The 25,965-nt window shown below is 61.7% G+C and carries 24 protein-coding genes; 6 read left to right on the top strand and 18 right to left on the bottom strand.

Annotated features, from left to right (window positions below):
• Positions 1-2 precede the first annotated feature (2 nt).
• Positions 3-887, top strand: a complete 885-nt coding sequence (locus tag HKD21_RS04055) for an aldose 1-epimerase family protein (RefSeq protein WP_194254321.1) — start codon at positions 3-5, stop codon at positions 885-887.
• 49 nt (positions 888-936) lie between these two features.
• On the opposite strand, the gene gltX is transcribed toward HKD21_RS04055, so the two are convergent.
• The 5 genes from gltX to alkB all read right to left on the bottom strand — a co-directional run bounded on the left by gltX (position 937) and on the right by alkB (position 6,135).
• A complete protein-coding gene (gene gltX, locus HKD21_RS04050) occupies positions 937-2,271 on the bottom strand; it encodes a glutamate--tRNA ligase (protein WP_194254320.1) in 1,335 nt (444 codons plus the stop codon).
• A 99-nt stretch (positions 2,272-2,370) separates the two neighbouring features.
• Positions 2,371-2,835, bottom strand: a complete 465-nt coding sequence (locus HKD21_RS04045; RefSeq protein WP_194254319.1) for a hypothetical protein — start codon at positions 2,833-2,835, stop codon at positions 2,371-2,373.
• Positions 2,832-4,046: a nicotinate phosphoribosyltransferase gene (locus HKD21_RS04040; protein ID WP_194254318.1), complete on the bottom strand. Its 1,215-nt coding sequence runs from the start codon at positions 4,044-4,046 to the stop codon at positions 2,832-2,834. The genes HKD21_RS04045 and HKD21_RS04040 overlap by 4 nt, the downstream gene beginning before the upstream one ends.
• Positions 4,046-5,434 carry a class II 3-deoxy-7-phosphoheptulonate synthase gene (locus HKD21_RS04035; protein WP_194254475.1) on the bottom strand — a complete coding sequence of 463 codons (1,389 nt, stop codon included), beginning with the start codon at positions 5,432-5,434 and terminating at the stop codon, positions 4,046-4,048. The genes HKD21_RS04040 and HKD21_RS04035 overlap by 1 nt, the downstream gene beginning before the upstream one ends.
• Before the next feature lie 47 nt (positions 5,435-5,481).
• On the bottom strand, positions 5,482-6,135 hold the full coding sequence (gene alkB / locus HKD21_RS04030) for a DNA oxidative demethylase AlkB (protein WP_194254317.1): 654 nt from the start codon (positions 6,133-6,135) through the stop codon (positions 5,482-5,484).
• A gap of 219 nt (positions 6,136-6,354) precedes the next feature.
• Here alkB and HKD21_RS04025 point away from each other — a divergent pair, with 219 nt between their 5' ends.
• Together HKD21_RS04025 and HKD21_RS04020 are read left to right on the top strand one after the other, a co-directional pair.
• A complete protein-coding gene (locus HKD21_RS04025; protein WP_194254316.1) occupies positions 6,355-6,768 on the top strand; it encodes a hypothetical protein in 414 nt (137 codons plus the stop codon).
• A 66-nt stretch (positions 6,769-6,834) separates the two neighbouring features.
• Positions 6,835-7,659 (top strand): alpha/beta fold hydrolase, encoded by an 825-nt coding sequence (locus tag HKD21_RS04020; RefSeq protein WP_194254315.1) that lies wholly within the window; start codon positions 6,835-6,837, stop codon positions 7,657-7,659.
• A 7-nt stretch (positions 7,660-7,666) separates the two neighbouring features.
• Here the strand turns inward: HKD21_RS04020 and HKD21_RS04015 are convergent, their stop codons facing one another.
• From HKD21_RS04015 to HKD21_RS04005, 3 genes are all read right to left on the bottom strand, one after another.
• Positions 7,667-9,706, bottom strand: a complete 2,040-nt coding sequence (locus HKD21_RS04015) for an FUSC family protein (protein WP_194254314.1) — start codon at positions 9,704-9,706, stop codon at positions 7,667-7,669.
• 80 nt (positions 9,707-9,786) lie between these two features.
• Positions 9,787-11,181 carry a glutathione-disulfide reductase gene (gene gorA, locus HKD21_RS04010; RefSeq protein ID WP_194254313.1) on the bottom strand — a complete coding sequence of 465 codons (1,395 nt, stop codon included), beginning with the start codon at positions 11,179-11,181 and terminating at the stop codon, positions 9,787-9,789.
• 29 nt (positions 11,182-11,210) lie between these two features.
• Positions 11,211-12,098, bottom strand: a complete 888-nt coding sequence (locus tag HKD21_RS04005) for a ferredoxin--NADP reductase (RefSeq protein ID WP_194254312.1) — start codon at positions 12,096-12,098, stop codon at positions 11,211-11,213.
• A gap of 135 nt (positions 12,099-12,233) precedes the next feature.
• Here HKD21_RS04005 and HKD21_RS04000 point away from each other — a divergent pair, with 135 nt between their 5' ends.
• A complete protein-coding gene (locus HKD21_RS04000) occupies positions 12,234-14,741 on the top strand; it encodes a helicase-related protein (protein WP_194254474.1) in 2,508 nt (835 codons plus the stop codon).
• A 20-nt stretch (positions 14,742-14,761) separates the two neighbouring features.
• Here the strand turns inward: HKD21_RS04000 and HKD21_RS03995 are convergent, their stop codons facing one another.
• The 10 genes from HKD21_RS03995 to HKD21_RS03950 form a co-directional block, all read right to left on the bottom strand.
• Positions 14,762-15,376, bottom strand: coding sequence for a helix-turn-helix domain-containing protein (locus HKD21_RS03995; RefSeq protein WP_194254311.1), 615 nt, complete (start codon positions 15,374-15,376; stop codon positions 14,762-14,764).
• Positions 15,377-15,623: 247 nt separating this feature from the next.
• Positions 15,624-16,403 (bottom strand): META domain-containing protein, encoded by a 780-nt coding sequence (locus tag HKD21_RS03990; RefSeq protein ID WP_194254310.1) that lies wholly within the window; start codon positions 16,401-16,403, stop codon positions 15,624-15,626.
• A gap of 12 nt (positions 16,404-16,415) precedes the next feature.
• A complete protein-coding gene (gene serS / locus HKD21_RS03985) occupies positions 16,416-17,678 on the bottom strand; it encodes a serine--tRNA ligase (RefSeq protein ID WP_194254309.1) in 1,263 nt (420 codons plus the stop codon).
• A gap of 24 nt (positions 17,679-17,702) precedes the next feature.
• Entirely contained in the window at positions 17,703-18,488 is a 786-nt protein-coding gene (gene tatC, locus HKD21_RS03980) for a twin-arginine translocase subunit TatC (protein ID WP_194254308.1), read from the bottom strand.
• Positions 18,485-19,090, bottom strand: coding sequence for a Sec-independent protein translocase protein TatB (gene tatB, locus HKD21_RS03975; RefSeq protein ID WP_194254307.1), 606 nt, complete (start codon positions 19,088-19,090; stop codon positions 18,485-18,487). Before tatB ends, tatC begins: the two co-directional genes overlap by 4 nt.
• A gap of 9 nt (positions 19,091-19,099) precedes the next feature.
• Positions 19,100-19,699, bottom strand: a complete 600-nt coding sequence (gene scpB / locus HKD21_RS03970) for an SMC-Scp complex subunit ScpB (protein WP_228120903.1) — start codon at positions 19,697-19,699, stop codon at positions 19,100-19,102.
• The gene (locus HKD21_RS03965; RefSeq protein WP_194254305.1) at positions 19,696-20,454 is read right to left on the bottom strand and encodes a segregation and condensation protein A; all 759 of its coding nucleotides are present in this window, start codon (positions 20,452-20,454) and stop codon (positions 19,696-19,698) included. The genes scpB and HKD21_RS03965 overlap by 4 nt, the downstream gene beginning before the upstream one ends.
• Before the next feature lie 10 nt (positions 20,455-20,464).
• Positions 20,465-21,619, bottom strand: coding sequence for an SPOR domain-containing protein (locus HKD21_RS03960; protein WP_194254304.1), 1,155 nt, complete (start codon positions 21,617-21,619; stop codon positions 20,465-20,467).
• Positions 21,616-23,424, bottom strand: a complete 1,809-nt coding sequence (argS, locus tag HKD21_RS03955; RefSeq protein WP_194254303.1) for an arginine--tRNA ligase — start codon at positions 23,422-23,424, stop codon at positions 21,616-21,618. Before argS ends, HKD21_RS03960 begins: the two co-directional genes overlap by 4 nt.
• 43 nt (positions 23,425-23,467) lie before the next feature.
• A complete protein-coding gene (locus HKD21_RS03950; protein ID WP_194254302.1) occupies positions 23,468-24,643 on the bottom strand; it encodes a deoxyguanosinetriphosphate triphosphohydrolase in 1,176 nt (391 codons plus the stop codon).
• A 189-nt stretch (positions 24,644-24,832) separates the two neighbouring features.
• Here HKD21_RS03950 and HKD21_RS03945 point away from each other — a divergent pair, with 189 nt between their 5' ends.
• On the top strand, positions 24,833-25,177 hold the full coding sequence (locus HKD21_RS03945; RefSeq protein WP_194254301.1) for a HesB/IscA family protein: 345 nt from the start codon (positions 24,833-24,835) through the stop codon (positions 25,175-25,177).
• 4 nt (positions 25,178-25,181) lie between these two features.
• On the top strand, positions 25,182-25,958 hold the full coding sequence (gene xth, locus HKD21_RS03940) for an exodeoxyribonuclease III (protein WP_194254300.1): 777 nt from the start codon (positions 25,182-25,184) through the stop codon (positions 25,956-25,958).
• Positions 25,959-25,965: the final 7 nt, after the last annotated feature.

Raw genomic sequence — 25,965 nt, 5'->3', positions numbered from 1 at the left:
CCATGACGGATATCGTGACGGACGACAGACATGATTTCGGAACCGGCCTGCTGAAAGCCTCGGTCAGAAGCCATGGCGCCGAACTGGTCGCCTTGCATAACGGGACGGACGATCTGCTCTGGAACGCAGGACCGGCATGGCCGAGACAGTCGCCGGTCCTGTTTCCGATTATTGGCCGCCTCCCCGAACATGAGATCACGCTCGATGGCACGCCCGTCCGGCTGAAACAGCACGGCTTAGCGCGTGACCGGGTCTTCCGCTGGATCGCACGGACGCCCGAGGGCTGCACACTGGAGCTGGTGGACGACGCCGAAAGCCGTGCGCTCTTCCCGTCCGCGTTCAAGCTGCGACTGGTCTATCTGATCGAGAACAACACTCTGCGTGTCTCGTATCATCTGCATAATCCGGACAGCACCAGCACGCTTCATGCCTCCCTCGGGGCACATCCGGCGTTCCGCTGGCCGCTGAAAGAGGGCGTGGCAAAAGACAGCTACAAGCTGGTTTTTGAATATGACGAGCCCCTGCCCGTCCGACGCATTGACGCTGACGGACTGCTTTTGCCGGAAAAACAGCATACGCCGGTCCGGGACAACGTGCTTGCACTGACGGATGCGCTTTTTGAAAAAGACGCGCTCATCATGGAGAAGCCCGAAAGCCGGTCCGTGGACATGGTCGGGCCGGACGGAGCGGGCATCCGGTTTGTCTGGGGCGGATTTAAAGAGCTTGGCTTGTGGACGAAACCCGGAGCCGATTTCCTGTGTATCGAGCCCTGGTACGGCTATGCGACACCGGTTGGATTCAAAGGCGATTTTTCGCAGAAACCCGGCCTGTTACATCTAAATCCGGGCGAAAGCTGGACGGCATTCTGGTCCGTCAGAGCGATCTGAAAAAATCAGCCCCGTCGTGCTTTTCAGAAAGCACGACGGGGAGACAGGTTCAGGCCTGAATGGCGTCCAGCAAACGAGCAAACGTGCGCTCGCGTCCCATCAGGCCAAGCAGGACGTGCAATTCCGGACCTGCGTCTTCACCTGTCAGTGCCAGACGCAGCGGCATGAAGAGGGTTCGTCCCTTGCGGCCCGAAGCCTCCTTGAGCGTATTGGTCCAGTCCTTCCAGGTGTCCTCGCCCCACGGCTCGGCGGGAAGGGTGTCGAGGGCGTGCTGAAGGAACTCACGGTCTTCAGGCTGTGAGGGCGGGACGATCGTGCCATGCACCACGTCCCACCAATGCGGGATCTCGGCGGAGAGGTCGACGTTTCCACGCACGGCGTTCCAGAACGTCTCGTCGGCTTCCGGCGGCAGATGCGCCTTTGCAGCCTCGAACGGCAGACTGTGCAGCGCACGGCGGTTCAGGGCGAGAAGCTGCGTCATGTCGAACCGCGCGGCCGACTTGGAAACATGCGAGATGTCATAGGCCGCAATGGCCTCGTCCATCGTCATGACCTGCGGATCATCCGACGATCCCACGCGGGCAAGATAGGAGACGATCGACATCGGCTCCAGCCCGTCTTGACGCAGGGATTTCAGCGCAAGCGAGTCGAACCGCTTGGACAGCTTCCCGCCGTCAGAATCCAGCAACAGCGGCAGATGCGCGAAGGTGAAACGGTTGGGCTTCGCACCCAGCGCCTCGGCAATGTCGATCTGCACGCCCGTATTGGTCACATGGTCTTCACCACGGACAATATGGGTGATGCCCAGATCCAGATCGTCGATCACGGAGGCCAGCGTGTACAGAATCGTCCCGTCGCCACGCACCAGCACCGGATCGGAAATGGCCGTCAGCTTGACCGAGCACTCGTCCATGACGAGGTCGTTCCACTTGCGACTGCCATCACTCAGGCGGAAGCGCCAGTGCGGCGTTTTGCCGTTGGCTTCGGCGCGCGCGCGCTGGTCAGCCGTAAGCTTGAGCATGGCACGGTCGTAGATGGGTGCCTTGCCGCAGCGGATGCGGGCTTCGCGCTTGGCGTTCAGCTCATATTCCGTCTCAAAGCACGGATAGAGACGGCCTGTTGCCTTCAGCTTTTCAATGACTTCGGCATAACGGTCCAGCCGTTCGGACTGGCGGACATATTCGTCCCACTTCAGCCCCAGCCAGGACAGGTCCTTGCCGATTGCCTCTTCATATTCGGGCTTGCCCCGGCTGGTATCGGTATCGTCGATCCGCAGCAGGAATTTTGCGCCGTTATGGCGCGCGAAAAGAAAGTTGGCGACGGCAAGGCGCGCATTGCCAACATGCAGGTAACCGGTCGGGGACGGAGCGAAGCGCAATTTCATGACGCCTTAATGCCGCATGATGCGCCGCGTTTCCAGAGCGGGTTTTCAGGAAGGACCATGCAAAGGAAGGGGAACATGCCCCTTCCCTGCATCAGGTGTTCAGTGACGGATCACTTCGTGGCGGTTTTCGTCGTCCTCGTCGTCATCCTCATCCGGCGGCCCGGCGATTTCCTCATCATCGACGAGGCGACGCGGATCAATGGCGCGCCAGTCACGCTCCATCGGGGTCGCGCGGCTGGCCGCGAAGTCTTCGAGTTCCGTGGAGGACTTCCAGCCATCCTCGCCAGCGTCCACGACTTCGGCATTTTCACCGAAAGCGAACCAGTTCTCGATCACTTCCTTGCTGCTCGCACCCGGAGTGCGGCACCGCTCGATACTGTCGCGAACGTATGCGCGGGCATAGGCATTGGCGTGCATCAGGTCGATGAAGTCCTTGACCACCTCGACCGTGTCATCCTCGCCTTCCGACGCGCCGGACAGGTCGATGATGCGCACGCTCCACGTTCCCGTCTGCGGGTTGTTTTCCGGGGCGCCTTCGACAGGGTCAATCGTATCGTCGGTCATGAAATGTCCTTGGATGTCTCGTGGCTGTCACGGACCTTCTGGAGCAGGAACTCGCGTCCGAGTTTGACGCGGGGCTGCCCGTCATAGGCCACGATATCAGCCGTTGCATAGGTTTCGGACCAGCGGTCGGGGATGAAGGACCCGCTGCCGATCACGTCAATCGGGGCATGAGCGTCCCGCATCGTCGAACATTTGGCGACGTTGAAGCCGGAAGAGGCAACGATCCTGACATGATGGAAGCCCGCATGGTCCAGAGCCTCCCTCATGCGCCAGATCGCCGCCGCCGACACGCCCGTTCCCACCAGATCGCGCAGTTCCTGATCGGAACGATAGCGGCGGATGGTGCCCGGCGTGTGACGCTCAAGCACACCATATGAGGTCTGGGGGTCCAGTCCTTCAAGGAAGCGACCGCCATGCGTATCCAGACGGACACTCAGATGGCCCCTCGCAGCGCGCTCGGGAAAGCGGCGGCAGACGGCGAGCGCATCCGTGATTTCCTGTCCGAAATAATCCACCAACACCGTCAGCGGATCGTTCGGATAGACCTCGTCATACATTTCCGCCGCGCGCAGCGTGGAGCCTGCATAACCGATCAGGGCATGGGGCATCGTGCCCAGACCGGCCTCCAGACCGAAGAAACCGGCCGTGGCGTCATTGGCATTGCCGATGAAGCCGCGAGCGCCTTCCTTGCGCGCCGCACGGGAGCCGACGCCCGCCGCATAGGCCATCTGTTCCTGCATCTCGAAGCCCGCGCAGTGCCGGGCGTCCATCGCGAGGAACGGAATGGAGGGGAGCGCCATGGCCATCTGATAGGCATTGTGTGCCGCCACGCAGGTCGAACCGATCCGCTGGAGCACCAGTGTTTCCAGCGGCGCCAGACGGCTGAAACTGCCGGTCAGGTACAGCAACGGCTCACCCGCACCGACCCATTGGCCCTCGGCATACATTTCCCGGCATTGAAGGTCGAAGCCCTGCGCTTCCGCCACGTTCTTCAGCCACTGCGTGACCAGACCGCACGCCGCAATCACCGGGCGGCGGATGAACACCGCATAGGTGACGCGGGAATCCCCGAAATGCTCCACGATATGCCGCGTTCGCCCGAAATAGGCGTCCGTCCGCGCTTCGATGGTTTTCTCGTCCAGCGGACCGAGAGTGCCAAGCGCGCGCTGGAGCGCGGCCTGTGGAGTGTTCTGGGGATCGGAAGCGGTCATTATTTCTTTCCTGCTCGTCCCGTCAATTCCTGAGCAAGAAGGAAGGCCATTTCAAGGGACTGTTCCGCATTAAGGCGCGGATCACAGAATGTTTCATAGCGACCGGCCAGATCATCCTCGGTGAGGCACTGGGCACCACCGATGCATTCCGTGACGTCCTGACCCGTCATTTCAAGATGGATCCCGCCCGGACGACGGCCCGCAGCCTCGAACACGTCGAAGAAGCCGAGCACTTCACCAAGGATGTTGTCGAAGGAACGGGTCTTGATCTTGCTGGCCGTGGTCGTGGTGTTGCCGTGCATCGGATCGCACAGCCATGTCACGGTGCGGCCCGTGCGGTTCACCGCATCGAGCAGCGGCGGCAGATGCTCGCGCACCTTGTCCTTGCCCATGCGTGAGATCAGCGTGATACGCCCGGCCTCGTCCTGCGGGTTCAGGATTTCTAGCAGCTTTTCGAGATCCGCGACCGTTGTGGTCGGGCCAACCTTGATGCCGATCGGGTTCTGCACACCGCGCAGGAACTCGACATGCGCGCCGTCCGGCTGACGCGTACGGTCACCGATCCACAGGAAGTGCGCGGAGCAGTCGTAGTAATCACCGCTCGTGCTGTCCACACGGGTCAGGGCCTGCTCGTACGGCAGCAGCAGGGCTTCGTGAGACGTGTAGAACTCCGTCTCATCAATCTGCGAAGCCGAACCGTCGAAACCGCAAGCCCGCAGGAACGACAGTGTCTCGTCGATGCGATGCGCCAGATCCTGATAGCGCGCGGCGAGCGGAGAGCGCTCTACGAAACCAAGGTTCCAGCTATGGACCTGATGCAGGTTCGCATAACCGCCATGCGCGAAAGCACGGAGCAGGTTCATCACGCCGGCGGACTGGAAATATCCGGTCTCCATACGGCGCGGGTCAGGAATACGGGCTTCAGGCGTAAATTCCGGGCCATTGATGATATCACCGCGATAGCACGGCAATGTCACGCCATCGATCGTCTCGGTATTGGCCGAGCGCGGCTTGGCGTACTGGCCCGCCATGCGCCCGATCTTTACGACCGGAACCTTGGCGGCGAATGTCAGCACAACCGCCATCTGGAGCAGGACACGAAACGTATCGCGCACGATGTCGGCAGTGAACTCGTCAAAGCTCTCGGCACAGGCGCCGCCCTGAAGGACGAAGGCCTCACCACGCGAGGCTGCGGCCAGACGGGTCTTGAGGCGACGGGCTTCCCCCGCAAAAACCAGCGGTGGATATCGATGCAGACGAGCTTCGACAGCAGCAAGCGCCGCTTCATCCGCATAGGACGGAGCCTGGACGATGGGACGGGAACGCCAGCTTGCAGGAGACCAGGACATCGTGTTGGTGGACGTCGGGGTCTGGCTCGAGGGGTGCATCAAATGCCCTCCGGAAAGGTGTGAATGCGAGAGTTGCGGGGCGCTGGTTATGGCCGAAAAAGCGCGACGTTGATAGCGCGAAACGTCAGATTGTATCGCATGGCTCCTGTCTGCAGATGGAATGTTTCGCGAATGCGGGAGACCCCGTGCCACGCAAATCGCGATGCGCCACCCCAGACCACAACGTCCCCATCGCGCAGCTCAATGATCCGTTTGGGATCATTCCGGGTGAGCCCTCCGAACGAAAAGCGTGCTGGGACGCCAAGAGATACCGATACAACCGGCGCTTCCGGCCGTTCCTCATCACGGTCCTGATGCAGTCCCATGCCCGCTCCCGGCGCATAGCGGTTGATGAGGCAGGACGTGGGATCGAAACCGTTATATCCGGCTTCCGCTGCTGCACGGATGGCAAGATGACGAAGGATGTCCGGCATTGCGGGCCAGAGCTGACTGCTTAAAGGATCGGTCCGGGTGTAGCGATATCCGGTGGGATCGGCGGTCCAGCCACAAGCTCCACAGGAGGTCATGGCGGCGGACATCGGACCCATGCGTGTGTTGAAATGACGAAAAGGCGCAGCGGCGCTTACATCCGAGACGGCCTGATGGAGCGCAGAGGCATCCGGCAGCGCAAAGCCGGGCAACCATACCGCGCCATCCGCCAGAACGGTCCGGGGACGCAAGGCGGCGAAAAGATCATCCATCAATATCTCTCCGAACGGCGATAAAACCTCCCGAATTTCGACATGTCTTTCATATGGGGACCCTCAGGGGTCTTTACAGGGGAAAAGAACTCTTGAACCCGGCTCAAAGCAGGCCGATGATAAATGGATATGCCGCCTGCCGGGGAAACGTCAGAACCTGACGCTCTCTTTTGCCCGGAAGGCAGTCTTGTTGTCATGATCGGCCAAGGACTGGATCACATGTTGTCCTCTTCCCGTTTCTTCTGCCATGCCCTGCTGGCGACTGCTCTGGTGGCAGGGGCGGCACAGGCCCAGACCGCCACATTCGGTCAGCCTTATGCGTCAGGCACGACACTTCCCGTGCAGCCTGGCCAGAGCGATACGCAGGCGCAGAAGCCAACCATCAATGGCGGTGAGCATTTCCGGGCACGTGGCCACCGCAAGCCGCCTCCGGGATATGCCGATACGCCGTCCAACGATTTCGAGCATGGTCCGGACCCGGATCATGAAGCCGGCGTGGAACGTGATTCCGTCACGGGCGCGAACCTGTCCAAGTTCGGATCGTCCTATCAGGGCAGCAATAACACGCAGTCCGGCCAGCTCGGCGACGCGACCGGCAACGGCTATGTCGCGCCGCGTGGAAACGGCTGGTAAGACACGCAACCAAAACCCCGGCAGCAAGTTCTGATCCTCGTATGAACGCCTTCGAGGATCAGAACCATGCCGTATATCACCGCCACTGATGGAACGAGTCTGCACGTCAAGGATATGGGCGCGGGAAAGCCTGTCGTCCTGATCCATGGCTGGCCCCTCACCGGGGACATGTGGGAAAAGCAGACGCTGGCACTGGTGGAAGCGGGCTACCGCGTCATCACCTATGACCGGCGGGGCTTCGGCCAGTCAGGCCACCCGATCGACTGCTACGACTACGATACTTTCGCCGATGATCTGGCGGTCATTCTCGAACAGCTCGATCTGTGGGATGCGACGCTGGTCGGCTTCTCCATGGGCGGCGGCGAAGTCGCCCGCTATCTGAGCCGCCATGGTCGCTCGCGCATTTCCAAAACTGTTCTGCTGTCATCCGTCGTGCCATTCCTGCTCAAGACGTCCGACAATCCCAAGGGTGTGGACATTTCCGTGCTCGACGGCATCAAGCAGAAAATCCGTCAGGACCGTTTTGGCTTCCTGAAAGACTTCCTTCCCGAATTCTACGGCGTCAGCATGCTCCATCACCCCGTCAGCCAAGGCGTGCTGGACTGGTCCTTCCTGCTGGCAAGCATGGCAAGCCCGATGGCAACATTGGACTGCGTGGATGCATGGGGCACGACCGACTTCCGTCCGGATCTTCAGGCCTTTACCGTTCCCACGCTGGTGATCCATGGAACAGGTGATTCAACCGTTCCCGCGGAAATTTCCGGCGAAAAGGCCGCTGCGGCCATTCCGGGTTCGACCTGGATTTCCTATGAAGGCGCGCCGCACGGGCTGTTCATGACCCATGCGGAGCGGGTGAACGAGGATCTGCTCCGCTTCCTCGCTACCCCCTGAAGGCGCGTCAGAACGCGCCTTTGAGAAACGCCCTGCTGACCGGCATTTCCGTCCGCACGATCAGCAGGGAGCCGATGGCCAACACTAGGTCATGGCGGATCGACGGGTCTTGCGACTGTCGCTCCAGCGCATAGAGCTCTTCGAGTGTCGGGTCGATGGTCGCGGTCGTGTGTGTCAGGGGCAGTTTGCGGCGGGACAGGTTGCGAACCAGCCCATCCACCGCAGCTACCGCCGTGTCAGGCAGGCTTCCATGCTGCGCGAGCTTGCGCAGCATCAGCACATTTCGCCCGACCGTCAGCACAGAAAGCGTTCCGCGCAGCATGGCTTCTGCCCGGTCGCTGGACAGGGAGCCCGCAAAACGCACGGCGCGCTCCATGCTCTGCGTGCCTTCATTGATCCAGACATATTCGTCCATCACGACACCCGGCAGTGCCAGACGTCGCAGACTACGCTTGAGCTGATAGCGCAGAACTTCACCCGCACGGGCCGGGGTAAACGGCAGAACGGCACGGAAGATGATCACGCCCGCCCCCAGGCCCAGCAGTAGGGCTATGGTGGTATTGAACCAGCCGAGTTCGTTGATACGTCCCTGATTGTCCATCCCCAGAAGGAACGGAAAGAACGTGCCATAGGACGCCGCCATGACCGCCGTGGACGGATTGCGAGCGGCCAGACCGCCTATCATCATGAAGAATCCGACCACAAGGCAGAAGAACGGATAATTCGCCGTAACCGGCATGACGATGAAGACCGGGATGATGCTCGCCAGAGCCGCAAAAAACGCACCGTAGAAAAATGCGGAACTCAGCAGCACGGTGTTCTCGAAAGTTGCGAAACGCGCGCAGACCACAGCGATAAAGGTCAGGAACACACTCCCCTGCGGCCAGGCCGTGACTTCCCAGACATAGGCGCCGAACAGTAGCGCCACGGTCGTGCGGATACCGTTGCGCATGGACGCGCGCCAGTCTGGATTTCGGGTCAGGCGATGGCGCTCCGAGACCGGCGCTCCATCCACGCTGGCCCGATAGGACCGCATCGTCTCACACAGATCGGACAGCATGACTTCCACGCCTGTAAGGATGATGCCCTCGTTCAGGGAATCCTCGTCGTCGCGGGGCAGAACGGTCTGCATACGCCCGCGACACTCCGCCAGAAGGGCCTCGGCCTGCACCAGAGCGCCGATTCCGCGCCGATCCGTCACCAGACGCTCCGGCAAGCCGTCCAGAGCATTGGCCATGTTTTCCAGAAACGGCCGCAGGGCTTCGGGCTGATGTGTCACGGACGTCATACGGGTCCGCAGGCCCAGTCCACGCGAGAGGACGCGCGCAACCAGCCCAAGCGTGACATAGGCGTGTTCGACCTCGTTGCCTTCGCTGCGGATCTCGATACGGCTGAATTCAATCTGGTCGCTGGATGCCTGAAGAGACCCCAGCAGCGCGGAGAGATCATCCGTCGCGCCCGTTTTCTGGCGCAGTACGGCCGTCAGCGCCGGGATGGCGCGGGTCAGAATGGCCTGAAGACGGTTCCGCAATTCTTCACGCGCGCGTCCGGCGACATTGGGAAGCGCAATCATGCCCATCGCCGTCTCGCAGATCACGCCAAGGAAAATATAGGTTCCCCGCGCCATCGCGATGTTGAAGACGTGATCCGGTTCCTTCACCGCGCCCAGCGCGATGATGGTGCAGGTATAGCCCGCAAGCACGAGGGCATAACCGCGGAAGTTGTGTGTCAACGTGGCAAGGCCGGCGCACAGCCCGACCCAAATGGCGAGAGCCGGCAGGAACAGCCAAGGAGACTGCGGGAAGGCCCCCATGAGCACAATGGCCATCACCATCCCGATGACGGTGCCGACCAGACGCCAGCGTCCTTTGGAAATACTCTCGCCGCGCGAATTCTGGGCGACGATCCAGACGGTCATGGCGGCCCATTGCGGCTCACCGAGCTCCATCCACAACGCAATCGCCAATGCCAGAAGCGAGGCGACCGTGGTGCGGAGGGCGAACATGACGGACGTGATGGACGGGGCAAACAGCCAGCCAAACTTCATGCCCGGTCTTGCCCTTCAGAAATTCTGTGACGGCCCGACTGCCGGGCCTCCGTGAGACCAGTACGCGCCGTCATGATGTGTCAGCCTGCTTTTCGGGAAACGTGGCGTGTGAGGCTTCGCATGGTCACGAATTCCTCTGCGCTGGTGGGGTGCAGGCCGATCGTGCGATCGAAATCCCGCTTCGTCAGCTTTGCCGTAATCGCAATGGCAAGGCCCTGAATGATTTCCGGCGCATCCGGGCCAATCATGTGGGCACCGAGCACGATCTGGCTCTTTGTGTCCACGACCAGCTTCATCAGGGTCTTGCTCTTGCGGCCCGAAAGCGCCTGGCGCATCGGCGTGAAGCTGGTCGTGTAGATGTCCACGTCATGATTCTGCACGGCTTCTTCTTCGGTCAGACCAACCGTGGCAAGCGGCTGGGAGAAGAACACGGCTTTGGGCGTCGTGGCGAAGGACCATTCACGACCCGGTTCGCCAAACAGCCGCTCGGCGAGGATATGACCTTCGGCAATGGCGGTCGGCGTGAGGTTGTAGGTGTCCGTCACGTCACCGATGGCATAGATGCCGGGCACGTTGGTCGTCGCATCATCGGGCTTGGCCGGAATACGGCCGTCCCATGTGGCCACACCCGCAGTCTCGAGCTTGAGCGGGGCCAGATTGGGATGACGGCCCGTCGCCATAAACACGCAATCCGTCTCGATAATCTCGCCGCCTTCAAGATGCAGACGGAAAGTCTCGCCAACCTTCTCGATCCGCTCCGGACAGCGACCGGGATGCGCCTTGATGCCGTTTAGCGGCAGCAGTTCGGAAAGATGGGCGCGCAGTTCATTGTCGAAACCGCGCAGAGGATGCGACTGGCGGAAGACCAGATCGACCTTCGACCCCAGCCCTGCAAAAATGCCCGCAAATTCAAGCCCGATATAACCGCTGCCGATCACGGCGACGCGCTCGGGACGATCTGCCAGATGGAAGGCATCGTCCGAAACAATGGCGTGTTCAGCACCGGGAATATTCAGGCGCGTGGGTGTGGAGCCCGTGGCAATCACGATGTTCCTGGCCCGGATACGCTGGACCGACGCGTCCGGTGCGAGTTCGGACGGGCCGATTTCAACCGTGTGGGCGTCCACGAAGCTGGCATCGCCCGTAAACAGCGTCACCCCCGCCTTTTCCAGCATCGAGACATAGATGCGGTTGAGGCGCTCGATCTCGCGGTCCTTGGCGCTGATCAGTGTGGACCAGTCATGGGCAACCGGTGCGACGTCCCATCCATAGGACGGGGCATCGGCGATCTCGCGGCCATAATCGGCCGCGTAGACCATCAGTTTCTTGGGGACGCAGCCCAGATTGACGCAGGTTCCGCCCCAGTGACGGCGCTCCGCAATCGCGACGCGCGCTCCGTTCTGGGCGGCAATGCGCGCGCAGCGCACTCCGCCCGAACCGGCACCAATAACGAACAGATCAAAATCCTGCATCATTCCGGCCTTTCGTACCCTGTTATCAAACCTCAGCGCTCGGCGAAGGCCTTCTCGACGACATACGAACCCTGATGGCTCATATTGCCTTCCTCAAAGCCCATACGCTCCAGCAGGGCTTCGGTGTCAGCCAGCATTTCCGGCGAACCGCAGATCATGACGCGGTCATGCTCGGGGTCCAGCTTGTCGATGCCCAGATCTTCGAAAATCTTGCCCGTCTCGATCAGCTTGGTGATGCGATCGGTCACGGCATAGTCTTCACGGGTCACAGCCGGGTAGTAGCGCAGCTTGCCGGCAACGAACTCACCGAGGAACTCGTGCTCCGGCAGTTCGTGGCGAATGTGGTTCTCATAGGCCAGTTCGCCCGAAATGCGGACGGTATGGCTGAGGATCACGTTCTCATAGCGCTCATAGGCCTCGGGGTCTTTGATGAGGCTCATGAACGGCGCCAGACCCGTGCCCGTGGATAGGAAATACAGGTTGCGGCCCGGCTTGAGGTTATCGAGCAGCAGCGTACCAACCGGCTTGCGGCCGATCAGAACCGTATCGCCCACCTTCACATGGCGCAGACGCGAGGTCAGCGGGCCATCGGGAACGGCAATGGAGAGGAACTCCATGTTGTCTTCGTAATTGGCGGACGCGATCGAATAGGCGCGCAGGAGCGGCTTGCCTTCGACTTCGATGCCGATCATCGCGAACTGACCGTTCTCGAAACGAAGGCCGGGGTCGCGCGTCGTGGTGAAGCTGAACAGGCGGTCCGTCCAGTGATGGACCGTCAGCACCTTGGCCGGATACAGATGTGCGTATTCCTTGCTCGGCTCGGCAAGGCGATACTGCTTCGGATGGCCTTCGAACGGCACCAGGCCGGTCAGGGGCTCGTCGATCTCGGGGGTGGGGGCTGCAAAAGTCGGGTTAGACATGTCTGGTTCTGTCTCCGGGGCGGAACGGATAACAGGTCTCGGACCTGATAAGGGTCGGGTCTTTTAGCCCAATCGTCACCGCTCGGGAAACCCATGCGCGTTGAAGCGCATGCCAGAATGACGCACAAGACTCTTATGACAGACGACTCCATGCCGGACGCCCCTCTTTCCGACACACTCTCTCCGGCCGAACGCGCCCTTGCGCGGGCCGAGGCTGACTTCGGAAGCCCGCTCGAGATTACATCGCGCGAACGACCTGCCCTGCTGCGTCAGGTCGCGCGCAGGCTTGAGGGCCCGGAGGCAAGCCTGTCCCATGACGGGTTGATCGAGGCGCTGTGCGTTGTGCGCCGCAAAACCTGGGCATCCCAGCTCATGAATCTGTGCCGCAGGGCCGGTGAAGTCTGGGTCAGTAAAGCCGACACGCAGGACGCGGCGGCCCGCACACATGACCCGCGCGCCGACATGCCTGCCCTGCGCCGGACACTGGACGATGTCCTGATGACGCGCTGGCAGGAGATGGGCGATTCTCCGCGCGCCGTTCTGGAAGATGTCCGCGCCGATCTCGCCGACACCGGCCTTATCCTGTCGAGTGGTCAGCTTGAAAAGCTCTCACAGAGCATTGCCAGCGCCTTCGGCAGCGTCGATCTGGGCTTTGAGGACGATCTGCGGATTGCCGAAGAACGCCGCGCCCGTGAACAGGCCGACATTCAGGCCCGTGCCGAAGAACGCAGGGCGCGCGAGCTTGAGCGCCTGCGGCAGTGGGAAGAGGGACTCGTCAGCTTCGACGACCTCCCCGGCGTTCTGCACTGCTCCCGCCGCGAGGCGCTGCGCTGGGTTGCGGAAAACCGGATTCCTGTTGCGCGCCGCGAAACGCGCCCGGACGGAATCGAGCTGTTCTTTTTCGATCCCATAGAACTCAAGCGGCTTCGGACGTTCCTCCCGCAATGGCGCAGCGGAACGAAAGACCGGCCGGAAGTTCTGGATCTGGGCAACAAGGCGGGCAATGCCGCCATTGCCCGTGTCGCAGCGCTGGACCGGTTCGCGGCGCATTTCCGCACCGCGCGTGCGCTGAAACGGCGCATCACGCTCGTGACCGGACCTACGAACTCCGGCAAGTCCTATACCGCCCTTAATGCGCTGGCGAATGCCGAGAGCGGTCTGGCGCTCGCGCCCCTGCGCCTGCTGGCCCATGAATTCCGCGAGTCCCTGCTCTCACGCGGCGTTCCGGCATCCCTGTCCACGGGCGAGGAGCGGATCGAAATGCCGGGGGCGCGCCATCTGGCAGCGACCGTCGAGATGTGTCCGTTCCACAATCCGGTGGATGTGGCGATCATCGATGAGGCCCAGATGCTCGCCGATCCGGACCGTGGGGCCGCCTGGACGGCAGCCATCATGGGCGTCCCGGCGCGACATGTCTTCATCCTTGGCGCGCCGGATTGCATCCCCTTGGTCAAGCGCATCGCCGAGCTTTGTGATGATCCGGTGGACGAGATCCATCTCGAGCGTAAAAGCCCGCTCAAAGCGGGTGAGACGCTGCATCTCGATGAACTCAAGCCCAGCGACGCTGTCATCGCCTTTTCGCGCCGCGAAGTTCTGGATCTGCGCGCCGAGCTTATGGCACGCGGGCGTCGCGTTGCCGTGGTATATGGCGCTCTAAGCCCCGAAGTCCGTCGTGCAGAAGCGGCCCGGTTCAACAATGGAGAAGCCGATATCCTCATTGCGACGGATGCGATCGGCATGGGGCTGAACCTCTCCATCCGACGCGTCGTGTTCAGTGCGCTCCGCAAGTTCGACGGGCGCCAGACGCGTGATCTGGTCTCGCAGGAAGTCAAACAGATCGGCGGGCGGGCCGGACGTTACGGCAAACATGAAAACGGACTGGTCTGCGTGCTCGCCGGAGCGGGTAGCCCGACCTTCGTCAAGAAGATGCTCAGCGCACCGCCTGAAGTCGTGACGGAACTCCGCCCACTGGTTCAGCCGGATTCGGATATCGTCCGGGCGGTTGCAGAAGAAATTGCCAGCGACAGTCTCTACGGTGTTCTGACGCGCATCAAACATGCCGTTCTGCGTGCAGATGACCCGAACTATCGTCTCGCCGACATGGAACAGGCGCTGGAAATCGCAGCTGCTCTGGAAGGCGTGGAAAACCTCGATCTCTCGACCCGCTGGACTTACGCCATGTGTCCGATCGACGAGCGGGATAACGGGATTCAGCGTCTTGTCCAGTGGGCTGCGGACCATGCAGCCGGACGCCCGGTTCCCCCGCCGGGTACGGGACGGCTGCCGCATCCAGAGCAGGCGGGGCGTGAGGAACTGGAGCGGGCCGAGAAACGTCACAAGCGGCTAGTGGCCTGGCGATGGCTCGCACTGCGTTTTCCGGACGCTTATCCGGCCCGTCAGGACGCGGAAATCAACACGTCCATCCTCAATGACTGGATCGAACAGGTTCTGCGGACTCAGAGCCGGATGCGCGAAAGCCAGAAGCAGCAGCGTGTTGGCGGGCGTCCGGGGCGTGGCGGAGAGAGATCCGGGGGTGGATCGGGAGACAGGAGTTCTTTTTCGGGGCCGAAAAAATCTGGCGGCCGAACTTTCCCTGCGAAAGGCAATAAGCGCTCAGGGCCTCCGCGCAGGCGGCCCTCGTAATCCGTCCGGCCAGCTTAAGATCAGACTGGTTTGGGTGGACGAGGGGGCTTTGCATTCTGCCCCTCACTTTCCTTATGACGGACGCGCCGCTCAATCCATTTCTGGGCTTGAAGTTTAATGAGCGGATCAAGCTGTCGGTAGAGAGTGACCATCGTACTTTCGTCTGGCGTCAGGGTCGCCTGAATAGCTTTGTAGGCCATCCCCGTCAGCAGCACTTCCGGTTCCACCCCCAGAACGGCGGCGAGACCTCCCAGATGCTTTCCGACATGGCCTGAACGGCCTGTCTCCCAGAATGCAACGGCTGAACGCGAAATTCCGACTTTTTCAGCAAGCTGCTGCTGACTCAAACCTGCCATTTCCCGCAGAAGCCGGATACGGCGACCAAGCTCAAGCCCTGGAGAAAGTTGTGCATACGGAATGGAATCTTTGGTCAATACGGCCTCTGTCTCTCTGATCCATGCCCTGTATGCTACTTCAGAAACCTGCGTTAGAGCGGCCGGAGATCCCTCAACCCTAAAACCGACATTCCCTTCGGAAAGCGTTATGATCTCCCTCACTACGCCCGCAGCCTGATCGGGGGCGGCAACAAAGGACGTCCATTTCTGCCCGAGCCCGAGCTGGAGTGTCTTTTTCATGCCTAAACCTCCGACCTAATAAAGTGCGCTCCGTCCTGCGACAAACACTCTCCACTCATCAGAGTTCTCTCACCGTAACGAGAGATATTTTGCCTGCTTGATCTATTCAAAAAGAGAGCGGTAGCTGGATCAGATTAGTCCTCTTTCCCTTTTCAGGGAAAGAGGGACGATACCCCCCTGCCCTTTTAAAAAACATGCAGGACAAAATTTTTACTGAAAATCAGTCTCTTAGAGGCTGAAAAAATGATTATTGAGCATCTTGTGGGACGAGTATCATCGCAGCACCTTCGCCACGTCCATGCAGGACGAGATGATTTTCACCCTCCCGCGACCATGACATCACAGTCGGCAGAAACGCACTGATCTGCTGTCCGTGCGCCATGAGAGGCGGCAGGCAGGCCATACGTGTCATGGCCAGTGGTTGAAAGCGGAGCGTCTGAGCTTCAAGCGTGAAATGGCCCATCAGACGGTTACAGCCATCCGTTCCGTAAACCGTGCCATCCTGTTGCAAAGTCAGACCCGGCGCTTCAGGCGTGTTGGGGAAGTTCAGGTTGCCAATACTCTGGATTCGCCATGTTCCATAAGGAGCGCGGACGACCGTTTCCGCGACACGCCGTAGCAGAAGCTGCGGGCGGTCGAGGGGCGCGCCTCCATCCGGCGTAGCGAAGAGACGCCGTCCCTCGACCGTGATTTCCGCGTTCAGCACATAATGACCGCCCGGCGGCAGCGCGGGATAGGTCAGGGTATAGGGAATGGGTACGCCATGATGGATTTCTGAGCGCTGCTCGGCCATGACGAGGGGAGCGCCATGCGTGGGCCCCGTGTCTTCAATCCAGACGCTCAGAACTGCGCCCGGCGGCAGGGCCATGCGCTCACGATACAGCGCCTGACCCTGCAGCGTGCGCATGGTGTCCGCCTGATTCTTTGCCGAATTCGCCGCCGGACTGGCTGCGTAAACAGACGCACTGGACAGGAAACACCCTGCGACCAACAGGTTCAGGGCAAAACAGCGGAGCGTGATCATCATGCGTCAGAGTCCTCAGCCGATGCGGTTCAGCCCGCCCATGTATGGACGCAGAACCTCGGGGATATCGATGCTGCCGTCTTCGTTCTGATAGGTCTCCATGACCGCGATCATCGTCCGGCCGACAGCAAGACCGGAGCCGTTAAGCGTGTTGACGAAGGCCGGTCCATTTTCTGCACGATAGCGCGCATTCATGCGGCGTGCCTGAAAATCGCGCGTGTTGGAACACGAGGAAATCTCGCGCCATGCCTTCTGGCCCGGCAGCCAGGCTTCCAGATCGAACGTCTTGGCAGCACCAAACCCCGTATCGCCCGCGCAGAGCAGCATCCGGCGGAAGGTGATGCCCAGACGCTCCAGAACCGTCTCGGCGGCCTGCGTCATGCGCTCGTGTTCGGCCTCGCTGTCTTCGGGACGCACGACCGACACCAGCTCGCATTTGGTGAACTGGTGCTGACGAAGCATGCCACGCACGTCCCGCCCGGCGGAACCGGCTTCGGAGCGGAAGCATTGCGAGAGGGCGGTCATGCGGATCGGCAGGGCATCGGCGGGCAGAATATCGCCCATGACGGACGCCGTGAGCGGGACTTCGGCGGTCGGGATCAGCCAGCGGCCATCTTCCGTCCGGAACGAATCCTCGGCGAATTTGGGCAGCTTGTCCGTGCCGTACATCGCGTCGTCATTGACCAGAAGCGGCACGCTGGTTTCGCTGTAGCCGAACTCGGACGTGTGGATATCGAGCATGAACTGGCCCAGCGTGCGCTCCAGACGGGCGAGTGCGCCACGTAGGACCACGAAACGCGTGCCGGACAGTTTGGCCGCGGTCGGAAAGTCCATCAGGCCCAGCGCTTCGCCGAGTTCGAAATGCTGTTTCGGCTCGAAGGTCAGGTAACGCTTCTCGCCACGGACATGAACGACGACATTGTCGTCTTCGCTTTTGCCGTCCGGGACGGAGGCATCAAGACGGTTCGGCAGGGCTTTCAGCACATCGTCGATGCGGGTCTGGATCGTGTTTGCGCGCTCTTCCAGCCCGGCGATCTGGTCACGCAGGGCAATGGCCTTTGCCTCGATCTCAGCGGTATCGAGGTTCTGGCGCTTGAGCAGGCCGATTTCCTTGGCGATCGTCTTTCGGGCAGCCTGTGCTTCCTGAAGCGCGGCCAGAGCGGCCCGGCGCTCCTCGTCTTCGCTGACGAGCTGCTGTCCCACGGGTGACAGGCCCCGACGTGCGAGAGCAGCGTCAAAAGCGGCCGGGTCGGCGCGCAGGGCTTTCAGGTCATGCATGGTTCAGGGCTCCGGCAGGTGTCATCAGTCTTCATCGACGGCCATCGGTTTCGGTTCCACGAACCGGGCCGTCAGAATGGATACCTCGTACAGTGCGACGAGGGGAATGGCGAGGCTCAGCATCGTAATCGCATCCGGCGGCGCAATAACGGCTGCAACCGCAAAGGACGCAACGACAGCATAGCGGCGGAAGCGCTTGAGCTGCGCCACATTCAGCAGCCCCACACGAACCAGCAGCGTCAGGATGACTGGCAGTTCGAAACAGACCCCGAAAGCGAGGATCATTTTCGTGACCAGCGTCAGATATTCCGACACCTTGGCCTGAAGTTCGATCTGCATGCCGCCATCGGTGTTCTGCGGCGTCTGAAAGGACAGGAAGAACTGCCACGCGTAAGGGAACACAACGTAATAGGCGAGTGCCGCGCCGATCAGGAACATAACCGGCGTTGCGATCAGGAACGGTGCGAAGGCGCGTTTTTCACTGCGATACAGGCCGGGTGCGATGAAGATCCAGGCCTGGATGGCAATCATGGGAAAGGACAGGCAGGTCGCGCCGAACACGGCCACGCGGATATAGGTAAAGAAGGCCTCATACAGCGCGGTGTAGATCAGGTGCGGCTGTTCACCGTTTTTGCGCATGATGTTGCCGAGCGGAGCCGCCAGAAAGCGGTAAATCTCGCCCGAGAAGTGATAGCAGATGGCAAAGGCGATCACGAAGGTCACGATCGACCAGATCAGCCGTTTGCGCAATTCCACAAGATGTTCGAGGAGCGGCATCGGCGTGTCGTTGATGCTGTCGGTGTCGGTCATTCGCCGTCCTTTCCGCTCGCGATGGGGATGCGCCGACCGGCATGGATGGCGCGGACGGGCGGCAGAATGTCAGGCGCGCGCCAGCGGGACCGTTCATGCTGGAGCCGTCGTGCCGTGCTGGGCGGGAGAATGGACGGAGCGCCCGCGACATCTTCGTTGACATCCGGCTCCTCCTGCGCGGGCAGGTCCACGGCTGGCTCGAACTGCGGGCGGGCATTGTACGGCACCGTTTCCAGATCGCTCAGGGAGGGCGGTGGCGGAAGCGGCGGAGCGGGCGGGACCTTTGGCAGCGCGGCGGCAGACGCTTTCGTCGGCGCATCCAGCTCCAGACTGCGGCGGATGGAGTTGTCGCCGTCGATGGCTTTCGTGACGCGGTCGCGCAGGTTGAAGCTCTTCAGATCCCGGAACTGGTCGCGGGCCTCGGACAGATCGGCCTCACGGACCATTTCGTCCACATGGGATTGGAACTCCGAAGCCATGCGCCGCATCGCCTTCAGCCCGTTGGACAGGGTGCGGATGGCAACCGGCAGGTCCTTCGGGCGGATGAACACCATCGCCACCATCACGAACAGCGCGATTTCCGAGAAACTGAAGTCAAACATGCGACATTCCTAGCCTGTCTGCTCCGTTCCGCCTACGGCAGAACCGTCCGGGGCATCGTCTTCCGCTTCCGTGGAGGCCCGATCCAGCAGGAAATCTTCCCTGCGCGGCAAAGCGGCAAGATTCGGGAGGGCAAAACTTTCCAGGAAATGAGCGGTGGTGCCCCACAAGACAGGCCGACCGGGCACTTCCTTGCGGCCTTTTGGCGCGATCAGGCTGTCTTCCAGCAGGGCGTCAAGAATGGCCTGTCCGAGCGAAACACCTCGAATGGCTTCGATTTCAGCGCGGGTGCAAGGCTGGTGATAGGCCACGATCGCCAGCGTTTCCATCGCCCCCCGGCTCAGGCGACGCGGTTTTTCCACGACTTTCGTCAGAGCCGAGGCATATTCGGGGCGAGTGCGGAACTGCCAGCCACCCGCGGCCAGCACCATTTCGATGGCATGATCGGCATAGAGCGCACGGACGGCCTTCACAGCCTCATCCGTTGCCACGGCAACGGACTGGGCCTTCAGAAGCTCTGCAATTGAAGAGGGTTTGACGGGTTCGGGACTGGCGAAAACCAGTGCCTCCACCAGACGGCAGGCCCGATCGAGCGTTCCGGAGTCGGTCATGATGCAGGGCGCCACTCAATGACTCCGAAAGCCTCGGGCTGACGCAGTTCAAGCGCGCCGCCCTTCGCCATTTCCAGCCCTGCGAGGAGCGTCCCTGCCAAAGCTGCGTTGCGTCCGTATGGCCCTTCCTCTCCGTCCAGTTCGTCCGGGTCCGGCAGGAGGGAGGTCAGGGTGTGCCAGCCGACCACACTGTCGGTTCCGAGAAGGCGTTTGAGGCGGGAGAGCGCGTCCTGCACGCTCCAGTAGCGGCGGGCACGGGGAGCATAGACCGTACGGCGGCCTGTTCTACGCCGCGCGGACAGATAAGCCGTAATGAGTGCGGGCATCTCCACACGCAGGCCCGAGCGGTCGATTTCAGTATGGTCCTCGCCCTGCCCGCGCCGGAACACGTCCAGACCGAGCCGGGGTTGTGCGGCTAACCACTGGGCGGCGGCGCGCATCCGTTCGAGTTCGATCAGGCGTTCCTGAAGAAGCTCAATCGCGTCTTCGGCGTCCGGGTCTTCGTTTTCGGCGGGAAGCAGCAGTTTGGATTTCAGCCAGGCAAGCCATGCCGCCATGACGAGCCAGTCCGCCGCCAGTTCCAGCCGCAGGCTCCGCGCTTCCGCACGGGCTTTGTCCACGACGGCCAGATATTGCTCCACCAGTTGCAGGATGGAGATTTTCGCCAGATCCACCTTCTGTTTGCGGGCAAGGTCGAGGAGCAGATCCAGTGGCCCCTCGAACCCGTCAAGCGTCAGATGCAGTGTTTCGCTCAAACGCCAGCGCTCAGAACTGGGCTGGCGTACAGGCGACGGACTGCGCGTGCAGCTTCACACAATAGGCCCGCGCGGCTTTCAGATCCGCAAATCCGCCGATCCGCAGACGCACGAACGTATGGTCGCCACGTGTGGTCTTCTCGAACAACGGCGTATGCCCGGCGAACAGGGCCGGAGCCTGATGGCGCAGGCTGTCCCATTCCTTGCGGGCCGCAACCTCACTGTCGAGCGCGCCCAACTGCACTTCATGCGATCCGGACGGGACATCCGCCTTGGAGGCCGTTTTCTCGGAAGCAGCAGTCTTTGGCGGCGCGACGCTTTCGGGTTCAGGCACGGGAGCGGGAAGCGGCTTTTCAACTGGGCGAGCCGCGTGATGGACGGGTGTTTCTTCCTTTTTCGGTGCCACTTTTGGAGCTTCTGCCGGAGTGTTCGCAGCAGTATTCGTCGGAGCCGAAGGCTGAGCCTGCGGTTTTTCCGGAGTCGTGGCAGGCGGTGTCGCGGGCCGGGGCTGTTCCGGTGTAGCAGACGCGGTTGCATCCGGGCTGTTCACAGGCGCCGTCGCAGAAGAGGTGCTGCCCGCAGTTGCGGGGGACGCTGCGGAAGGCGCGGTGGCAGCCGGGGTCGCATCGGTTTTCGCGGGCTCCTGCGCCGGCGTTCCCGGGGGGACACCATACTGACGAGCCAGAGCCTTCGTATCGGGCTGTTCGGGGCCGGGCGCGAGATGCGCCTCGCCATTGCCGGTCATGTCAGTTGCGCCATCGTCACTGCTCATGATCTGCATGCCGCCAGGGTCGGCGGGACGATCCTTCACGGGACCCGGTGGCGGCCCAATGATGGGAATGCCACCGTGATGGCTGCCCATAAGCGACCAGCCACCGACCGCCAGCATCAGCACGACGCCGATACCAACCGCACCGCCGACCAGCTTGCGCGTTGCGGGATCATTGCCCAGCAGGGATGTCAGACGTCCGGCACCAGCGGCAGTCGCGGGGGCAGCGGGGCGACGGCGCGGCGTGGGTTCGTCATCATAATCGTTGCTCATGCGCTCACGCTCGAAACGCTGCTGCGGGCGTGGTCCCGAAGCCGGGCCCGCAGGTTGTTTCGGGGTGCGGCCATAATCGCCGGGATCGGAGTTTCCGCGTCCCTGATCGTTTTCCGGGCTCATCGCATTTCCTCCACCGGCACGACGCCGAGAATGGTGAGGGCACAGCGCAGCGTTCCCGCAATCGCCGAGACCAGCGCCAGCTTGGCCAGGCTGGTGGCGCGGTCGTTCTCGTGCAGGAAGCGCAGTGTCGTGTCTTCGCGACCCCGGTTCCACAGGGCATGAAAATCGGACGCCAGATCAATGCAATAGGTCGCGATCCGGTGCGGCTCGCGAGCCGTGGCGGCGGCTTCCACACTGCGAGGGAACGCGGCCAGACGGCGCAGAACGGCCAGTTCGACGTCCGAAGACAGGTTGGTCAGGTCAGCACCGCACAGGGCTTCCGGCGTCACGGCATCCGTGCCAAACATCGTCTCGGCCGAACGCAGAACCGAGCGGCAACGGGCATGGGCGTACTGGACGTAGAACACCGGATTGTCGCGCGTCTGGGCGACGACGGCGTCCAGATCGAATTCCATCTGTGCGTCGGCCTTGCGGGTCAGCATCGTGAAGCGCACGGCATCCTTGCCCACTTCGTCCAGAAGGTCGCGCAGGGTCACGAACGTACCGGCGCGCTTGGACATCTTCACCGGTTCGCCGTTTTTCACGACGCGCACGATCTGGCACATCACGACTTCAAAGCCGGTCTTGCCATCCGTCAGAGCGGAAATGGCGGCCCGCATCCGCGAGACGTAACCGCCATGATCAGCGCCGAGGACGTCGATCAGGACGTCAGCATTTTCAGCTTTCTGGGCATGATAGCCGATATCATTGGCGAAGTAGGTGTTGGTGCCGTCGGATTTGCGGAGCGCACGGTCCTGATCGTCGCCGAACTCGGTGGAGCGGAAGAGCGTTTGCGGACGGGCTTCCCAGTCTTCCGGCATTTTGCCCTTCGGCGGTTCCAGCACGCCCTCATAGAGCAGGCCTTTGCTGTCGAGCGTGGCGATCGCGGCATCGACACGACCGCTGGCCAGCGTCTCGGCTTCGCTGGCGAAGACTTCATGCGAGATGCCGAGCCCTTCTAGATCCTCGCGGATGGCAGCCATCATCTGCGTCAGCGCTTCACGACGCACAGTCTCGAACCAGACGGACGGATCTGCCGGGCCACCTTCGGCATTGGCGAGCGAACGTCCGTGCTTTTCAGCAATGCTTTGCGCGACGGGGATCAGGTACTCGCCCTGATATTGTAGGCCGTTCGGGGTCAAGGCACCGAATTCGTCCGCCGGAATATCCGTGCCGATGGCCTGAAGATAGCGCCAGTATGTGGCCCATGTCAGGGCGACAACCTGAGTTCCGGCATCGTTGATATAGTATTCGCGCATCACCGGGCTGCCTGCGGCTTCGAGCAGGTTGGCCAGCGCATCACCCACCACCGCACCACGGCAATGACCGACATGCATCGGGCCGGTCGGGTTGGCGGAGACGTATTCCACGTTCACGCGCGTTCCCTGCCCCATCGTGGAGCGGCCGTAGCGGTCGCCCGCCTTGAGAACGGAAACAGCCACGCCCTGCAGGACTTCGGGCTTGAGTGTCAGGTTCACAAAGCCCGGACCGGCGGCTTCGGCCTTCGCGATCCCCGGAAGTTCGGAGAGTTTCGCGACCAGTTCGGCGGCAATATCGGCGGGTTTACGGCGCGCGGGCTTGGCGGCCAGCATCGCGGCATTCGTCGCCATATCGCCGTGAGACGGGTCACGCGTGGGGGTCAGGTCGACGCGCTGCACCACCTCTTCCGGCAGGCCGGGGACGACCGATCGCAGAGCCTCGCACACCCGAACCCGGGTGCGGGCAAAGAGACAGTCAGTCGTAAGGGTCGTGGTGTCAGCGGCCATTTCAGCTCGATTCCTGTAACGCGTCTTTAAATCAGAGGCTCTATCAGCCCAGCACGGAGAGGTCCGTCAACCGTCGATGTTCTTCCATCGCGAAACGATCGGTCATTCCGGCAATATAATCGGCCACCAGACGCCTGCGCTGCACGTCATCGGCGGCTTTCGCCCGCCCCCGTAGCGGATCGGGCAGAAGGCCGGGATCTTCGGACAGGATCTCAAAAATTTCGCGTACAGCAATCTTGGCTTTCCGCGCCATGCGGTTGACGCGCCAGTGGCGGTACATGCGGGCATAGAGGAACTTGCGGATGGCCTTGTTGGCTTCCCGCATGTCCGGGCTGAACGCTACGACCGGATAACCGGCATGGCGAATGTCGTCAGCGGACTGCGGATTGAGCGCTTCGAGGTTGCGGCGCGTCTGGTCCGTGAGGTCGGTGGCGAGCTGGTTGATGACGACGCGGATGGTTTCGTGACGCACGCGCTGCGCCTGATCGGACGCCTCACGCCCGATCAGGCGCTCCATCTCGCGGGACCGGCGCAGGGCGTCTCCGACCAACGGCAGGTCTTCAATATCCTCAAAAGAGAGAAGCCCGGCCCGCAGACCGTCATCGAGATCGTGACCATGATAGGCGATGTCGTCAGACATGGCGGCCACTTGCGCTTCTGCGGACGCATAGCTTTGCAGATCCAGATGATGTTTCGCGTCGTATTCCGCGAAATAGGGCGTCGGGCGTTTGACCGGGCCATTATGCTTGGCCAGCCCCTCCAGCGCTTCCCATGTCAGGTTCAGGCCATCAAAGGCGTGGTAGCGGGCTTCGAGCGCGGTTACGAGCCGCAGGGACTGGGTATTGTGATCGAAACCGCCCCAGTCCTTCATCGCGAGCGCGAGGGCGTCTTCCCCGGCATGGCCGAACGGCGTGTGACCGAGATCATGGGCAAGCGCCACGGTTTCGGTCAGATCTTCGTTAAGGTCCAGATTACGGGCGATGGAACGGGCGATCTGCGCGACTTCGAGCGAGTGTGTCAGGCGCGTGCGGAAAAAATCGCCTTCGTGATTGATGAAGACCTGCGTCTTGTATTGCAGGGTCCGAAAGCCTGCGGAATGAAGCACGCGATCGCGGTCCCGCTGCCAGGGCGAGCGGACCGGGCTTTCCACTTCGGGGTAGAGTCGGCCCCTGAAATCCGTAGGGGAGCCGGAATCCTGTACCGCGTAGATCGCTACCATCAAGACTGTCCTGCGTGAGCCGTCGGGCCGGGAGAGCGCCGTTTCGGGCGGCTTACGGGACCATTCTACGCCAGCATCGTACCGGTGCAAGCATGGCTCCTTTACCCTTCCCCTTTGCTCTGGGGAACGCTCTGGCCATATAATCAGGACCGCAGTCGTCTTTTCAGAAGAGTCCGGGAACCAGAACCCATGTCCGACACCGTGCCTTTCAGTGTTTCCGCCAGCGCAGCCGCCCGCATCAAGGAGATCATTGCCGCGCAACCCGAACCCGACGGGCTCGCGCTGCGCGTTGCGGTGCTGGCCGGAGGCTGCAACGGGTTTCAGTATCAGTTCAAACTGGAGCGCGATCAGGCGGCAGATGATGTCGTCATCGAACGGGACGGCGCGCGCGTGCTCGTGGATACGACCAGCCTCGACCTGCTGGAAAACGCAGAACTGGAATTCGTAGACAAGTTGATGGGCGCCCATTTCACGGTCACAAACCCCAATGCGGCCTCGTCCTGTGGCTGTGGCACCAGCTTTTCGCTAGCCTGAGTTCATGAGCAACACGCCGTTTACCTTCGCAAGCTGGAACATCAATTCCATTCGCGCCCGCGCCCATCATGTTCAGGACTGGCTGGAGCGCCATCCGGACTGCGATCTGCTGTGCCTTCAGGAAATCAAATGCGAGGACAGCCAGTTTCCGGCCGTGTTCGCGGAAGCCGGGCTGCATGTCGCGACTTCGGGACAGAAAGCCTATAATGGCGTCGCCCTGATCGGACGCCGACCTTTCACAGTGACGCACCATACGCTTCCGAGCTTCGATCATCCGTCTGCCCGTTATATCGAAGCGGAACTCGACGGCATTACGATCGGTAATCTTTATCTGCCGAACGGCAATTCCGGCGGCGAAGACGGTTACGCGACCAAGCTGGCGTTTTTTGACGCTTTAGCGGAACGCGCGCGTGTTCTGCTCGATGCGGAAAAACCGTTTGCGTTCATCGGCGATTTCAATGTCTGCCCGACGGACGAGGATCTGGCACCCGGCGCGCTTTCCCCTGACGACGCGCTGGTTCGTCCTGAAACCCGTGCGGCGTTCCGTAGGCTGGAATGGATGGGGCTGACGGATGCCCTCCGAGCCCTGCTCCCTGCGGGCCGACATTACACGTTCTGGGATTATCAGGCGGCGGCCTTCCAGCGGAACTCAGGGCTGCGGATCGACCATGCGCTTCTGTCGCCCCGTCTGGCCGAGCGCCTGACAGCTTTTGTGATCGACCGGGACGAGCGGGCGAAGGAAAAGGCTTCCGATCACGTTCCGGTTCTCGTCACGGTCTGAAAAGGCT

Origin of the sequence: Gluconobacter cerevisiae, from assembly GCF_015244675.1 — a bacterium.
GTDB classification, from domain to species: domain Bacteria; phylum Pseudomonadota; class Alphaproteobacteria; order Acetobacterales; family Acetobacteraceae; genus Gluconobacter; species Gluconobacter cerevisiae.
Note: the sequence above shows the minus strand (reverse complement) of the source record. Positions and strands in the feature narration are given on the sequence as shown.